The organism is uncultured Arenimonas sp. (assembly GCF_963976025.1).
In the GTDB taxonomy this organism is placed as follows: domain Bacteria; phylum Pseudomonadota; class Gammaproteobacteria; order Xanthomonadales; family Xanthomonadaceae; genus Arenimonas.
Map to the genome: position 1 here is coordinate 1 of NZ_CAXBJS010000224.1, position 3,721 is coordinate 3,721.

At 67.6% G+C, this 3,721-nt stretch carries 5 protein-coding genes and 1 pseudogene; all 6 read right to left on the reverse strand.

What is annotated here, in order from left to right:
• Positions 1-769 (reverse strand): annotated as a pseudogene (locus AACZ35_RS13115) (F0F1 ATP synthase subunit alpha); the annotation flags it as partial.
• A gap of 58 nt (positions 770-827) precedes the next feature.
• Positions 828-1,358, reverse strand: a complete 531-nt coding sequence (locus tag AACZ35_RS13120) for a F0F1 ATP synthase subunit delta (RefSeq protein ID WP_339830021.1) — start codon at positions 1,356-1,358, stop codon at positions 828-830.
• A 13-nt stretch (positions 1,359-1,371) separates the two neighbouring features.
• Entirely contained in the window at positions 1,372-1,842 is a 471-nt protein-coding gene (locus tag AACZ35_RS13125; protein ID WP_339830023.1) for a F0F1 ATP synthase subunit B, read from the reverse strand.
• Between the two features lie 76 nt (positions 1,843-1,918).
• A complete protein-coding gene (atpE, locus tag AACZ35_RS13130) occupies positions 1,919-2,188 on the reverse strand; it encodes a F0F1 ATP synthase subunit C (RefSeq protein ID WP_188665765.1) in 270 nt (89 codons plus the stop codon).
• A 66-nt stretch (positions 2,189-2,254) separates the two neighbouring features.
• Entirely contained in the window at positions 2,255-3,118 is an 864-nt protein-coding gene (atpB, locus tag AACZ35_RS13135) for a F0F1 ATP synthase subunit A (protein WP_339830028.1), read from the reverse strand.
• Between the two features lie 8 nt (positions 3,119-3,126).
• Positions 3,127-3,501 carry an ATP synthase subunit I gene (locus AACZ35_RS13140; protein ID WP_188665769.1) on the reverse strand — a complete coding sequence of 125 codons (375 nt, stop codon included), beginning with the start codon at positions 3,499-3,501 and terminating at the stop codon, positions 3,127-3,129.
• Between the last annotated feature and the right edge of the window lie 220 nt (positions 3,502-3,721).

Below are 3,721 nucleotides of genomic sequence, written 5' to 3' on the forward strand. Positions count from 1 at the left end.
CGTCTTCGCCGCGGTCGCGGAAGTACTCGCCCATGGTGCAGCCCGAGTAGGCCGAGATGTACTGCATGGCGGCCGATTCGGACGCGGTGGCGGCGACGACGATGGTGTGCGCCAGGGCGCCGTTTTCTTCCAGGCGGCGCACGATGTTGGCGATCGTGGAGGCCTTCTGGCCGATGGCCACGTAGACGCACTTGATGCCGGTGCCCTTCTGGTTGATCACGGCGTCGATGGCCAGGGCGGTCTTGCCGGTCTGGCGGTCACCGATGACCAGCTCGCGCTGGCCGCGGCCGATCGGGATCATGGCGTCGACCGACTTGTAGCCGGTCTGCACCGGCTGCGACACCGACTGGCGCTCGATCACGCCGGGCGCGACCTTCTCGACCGGCGCGGTCAGCGACGAGGCGATGGGGCCCTTGCCGTCGATCGGCTCGCCCAGGGCGTTGACGACGCGACCCAGCAGCTCGGGGCCGATCGGCACTTCCAGGATGCGGCCGGTGGTCTTGGCCACGTCACCCTCGCGCAGGTGCTCGTAGTCACCCAGGACGACGGCGCCGACCGAGTCGCGCTCGAGGTTCAGGGCCAGCGCGTAGGTGCTGTTCGGCAGCTCGATCATTTCGCCCTGCATCGCGTCGGCCAGGCCGTGGATGCGCACGATGCCGTCGGACACCGAGGTGACGGTGCCTTCGTTGCGGGCTTCGGCGGTCAGCTTGACCTTCTCGATGCGGGACTTGATCAGTTCGCTGATTTCGGACGGGTTGAGCGTCTGCATGGGGGTATCCCTGGGTCGTCCGGCCTGGGCCGGCACTTGGTTCAAAGGAAAATCGTGTTCAGTTCGCCAGCGCCGCGCCAAGGCGCGCCAGCTTGGTGCGGAGCGAGCCGTCGATCACGACTTCGCCGGTATCGATAACCGCGCCGCCGATGAGCCCGGCGTCCACCGCCGTCGCCAGCTCGACCTCGCGACCGAAGCGCTTGCGCAGCGAGCTGCGCAGCATCTCCAGTTCGGCGGCGTCCAGCGGCTGGGCGGAGGTGACGGTGGCCTTGACCACGCGCTCGGCCTCGGCACGCAGCTGGTCGAACAGACCCGCGATTTCCGGCAGCAGGGCCAGGCGGCGGTTGTCCGCCAGCACGGCCAGGAACTGGCGGAAGGTCGGGTCGCTGTCGCCCGGGGGCAGCAGCAGTTCGACCAGGTCGTCGGCCTTGGCCAGCGGGTGCACGACGGCGTCGTGCGCCTCCGGCACGGCGGCGGCCTGGGCGGCAAAGCCGATCAGGGCCGACCACTGGGGCAGCCGGCCCGCGTCCTGGGCCAGCGAAAAGGCGGCACGGGCGTACGGGCGGGCGAGGGTGAGGGCTTGGCTCATGGCGGGCTGGACCTCAGATCTCGGCGGCGAGTTCGTCCAGCAGCGCCTTGTGGGCGTTGCCGTCGATCTCCTTGCGGATCAGCTTCTCGGCACCGGCAACCGCGAGCGCGGAAACCTGGCGACGCAGGTCTTCCTTGGCACGGTTGGCGGCCGAGTCGATTTCCGACAGGGCCAGGGCCTTCTGGCGCCCGGCTTCGGCGATGGCCTCGACCTTGGCGGCATCGATGATCTGGTTCGCGCGGCCATGGGCCTGCTCGATGATCTCGTTGGCCTTGGTACGGGCTTCGCGCAGGGCCTCGGCGACCTTCTCTTCCGCCTGGGCCAGGTCCTTCTTGCTGCGGTCGGCCGCAGCCAGACCTTCGGCGATCTTCTGCTGGCGCTCTTCGATGGCGCCCATCATCGGCGGCCATACGAACTTGTACGAGAACCAGATCAGGATCGCGAACGCGAGGGCCTGTCCGATAAAGGTGGCGTTGATATCCATTGCGACTACTCCGCGATGACGAGGCAAGTGACGCCGCGGCGCGTGGCCGGCGGCGTCACCGTGGCGACCCGGCTGATCAGGCCAGCTGGGCCAGCAGCGGGTTCGCGAAGGCGAAGAACAGCGCGATGGCCAGGCCGATGATGAACGCGGCGTCGATCAGGCCGGCCAGCAGGAACATGCGGCCGGACAGCATCGGAACCAGCTCGGGCTGGCGGGCGGCGCTCTCGAGGAACTTCGAGCCCATGATGCCGATGCCGATGCAGGCGCCGAGCGCGCCCAGGCCGATGATGATGCCGATGGCAAGGGCGGTCGAGCTCTGGATGGCGGCGACGAGAGACATGTCCATGGTGCAATCCTTTTTTACAAGTCGGTTGGGGTTAGGACGAAAACAGGAACTAAGGGTGGAACTGGATCAGTGCGCTTCCGTGGACATCGACAGATAAACCACGGTGAGGATCATGAAGATGAAGGCCTGGAGCGTGATGACCAGGATGTGGAAGATCGACCAGCCCGCACCCGCCAGCACCGCGCCCAGGAAGGCCAGGATGCCGCCGGTGGTGCCGCCGAAGCCGCCCACGTCCATGATGAAGTGGCCACCGGCCGCGCCCAGCAGGGCGATCAGCAGGAAGACCAGCTCGCCGGCGTACATGTTGCCGAACAGTCGCATGGCCAGGCTGACCGGCTTGGACAGCAGCTCGATGATGTTCAGGCCGAAGTTCGCCGGGGCCAGCACGATCTTCATGCCGACGCCTTCCGCGTGGAAAGGCGCGGTGAAGAGTTCCTTGGTGAAACCGAAGCCGCCCTTGGACTTGATCGCGAAGGCGATCATGAGCAGCAGCACCGTCATCGACATCGCCAGGGTGATGTTGAGGTCGGTGGTCGGCACGGCGCGGAAGTATTCGGCGCCGAACATCTTGGCGATGCCCGGCGGCAGGTCGACCGGGATCATCTTCACGGAGTTCATGAGGAGGATCCAGACGAAGATCGTCAGCGCCAGCGGGGCGACGAACTTGCGGTTGCCGTGGAACACGTCGCGCACCTGGGTGTCGACGAACTCGACGGCCAGCTCGAGGAAAGCCTGCAGCTTGCCCGGCACGCCGGCGGTGGCGCGGCGGCCGACGAACCAGAACAGGCCCAGGCCCAGCACGCCGATGGCGATCGCCATGATCATGCTGTCGACGTTGATGGTCCAGAAGGCGCCCTCGCCAATGGACACCTGCCAATGCTGGAGATGGTGCGTGACGTATTCGCTGGGACTGTCACCGGCGACTTGCATGAGTCGGTTCATCGAAGCAACCAAGGCAGACTGAAAATTTGGGCGAGGGCGGCGAGTGACGCGCCCCCGAGGACATGGGCGGGAGGGAGGCCCTGGGTCATGGCCAGCACGAGACCCGCGCCGACCACCAACCACTTGAGCACCGTCCCCAGGAGCAGCCGGCTGAACATCCGGACTGCCGGAGCCGAGCGCGACCTCAGCTCCGTTCGCCAGCTGAAGACCCACTGTGCCGCCGCGATCACCGCCGCACCCGCCAGCCAGGCCAGGGCAGCTTCCCTGCCCGCCCAGACCGCCGCGATGCCGGCGGCGGCGCACCCGAGGGCCAGTTGGAAGACCGGCAACCGATGGGCGTGGGGCGAAACGGGAGGGGACGCGCGGTTCAAGTAGGACTCAGTAGCGTTCCCTGAAGCCGCAAAAGTATAGCAGCCGCCCTTCGGCGGGGACAAGTCGCAAACGACCCTTCCGGACCCCGTCGCGGGGCCCGGTTTTCAGGGGTCCGGGGCCCCGGAGCCACCCGGCAGGGCGGCCCGGGGCCGTCTTCACGGGGCCGGGCAGCCCTGCGTGGTGCCGGGGCCGCCCAGGGCCTGCACCAGGTCGTTGCCG

Bases quoted from the DNA above. Each gene is read 5' to 3' on its own strand.
- atpE (WP_188665765.1), bottom strand. From the start codon at position 2,188: ATGGACATGTCTCTCGTCGCCGCCATCCAGAGCTCGACCGCCCTTGCC.
- atpB (WP_339830028.1), bottom strand. From the start codon at position 3,118: ATGCAAGTCGCCGGTGACAGTCCCAGCGAATACGTCACGCACCATCTC.
- AACZ35_RS13120 (WP_339830021.1), bottom strand. From the start codon at position 1,358: ATGAGCCAAGCCCTCACCCTCGCCCGCCCGTACGCCCGTGCCGCCTTT.
- AACZ35_RS13125 (WP_339830023.1), bottom strand. From the start codon at position 1,842: ATGGATATCAACGCCACCTTTATCGGACAGGCCCTCGCGTTCGCGATC.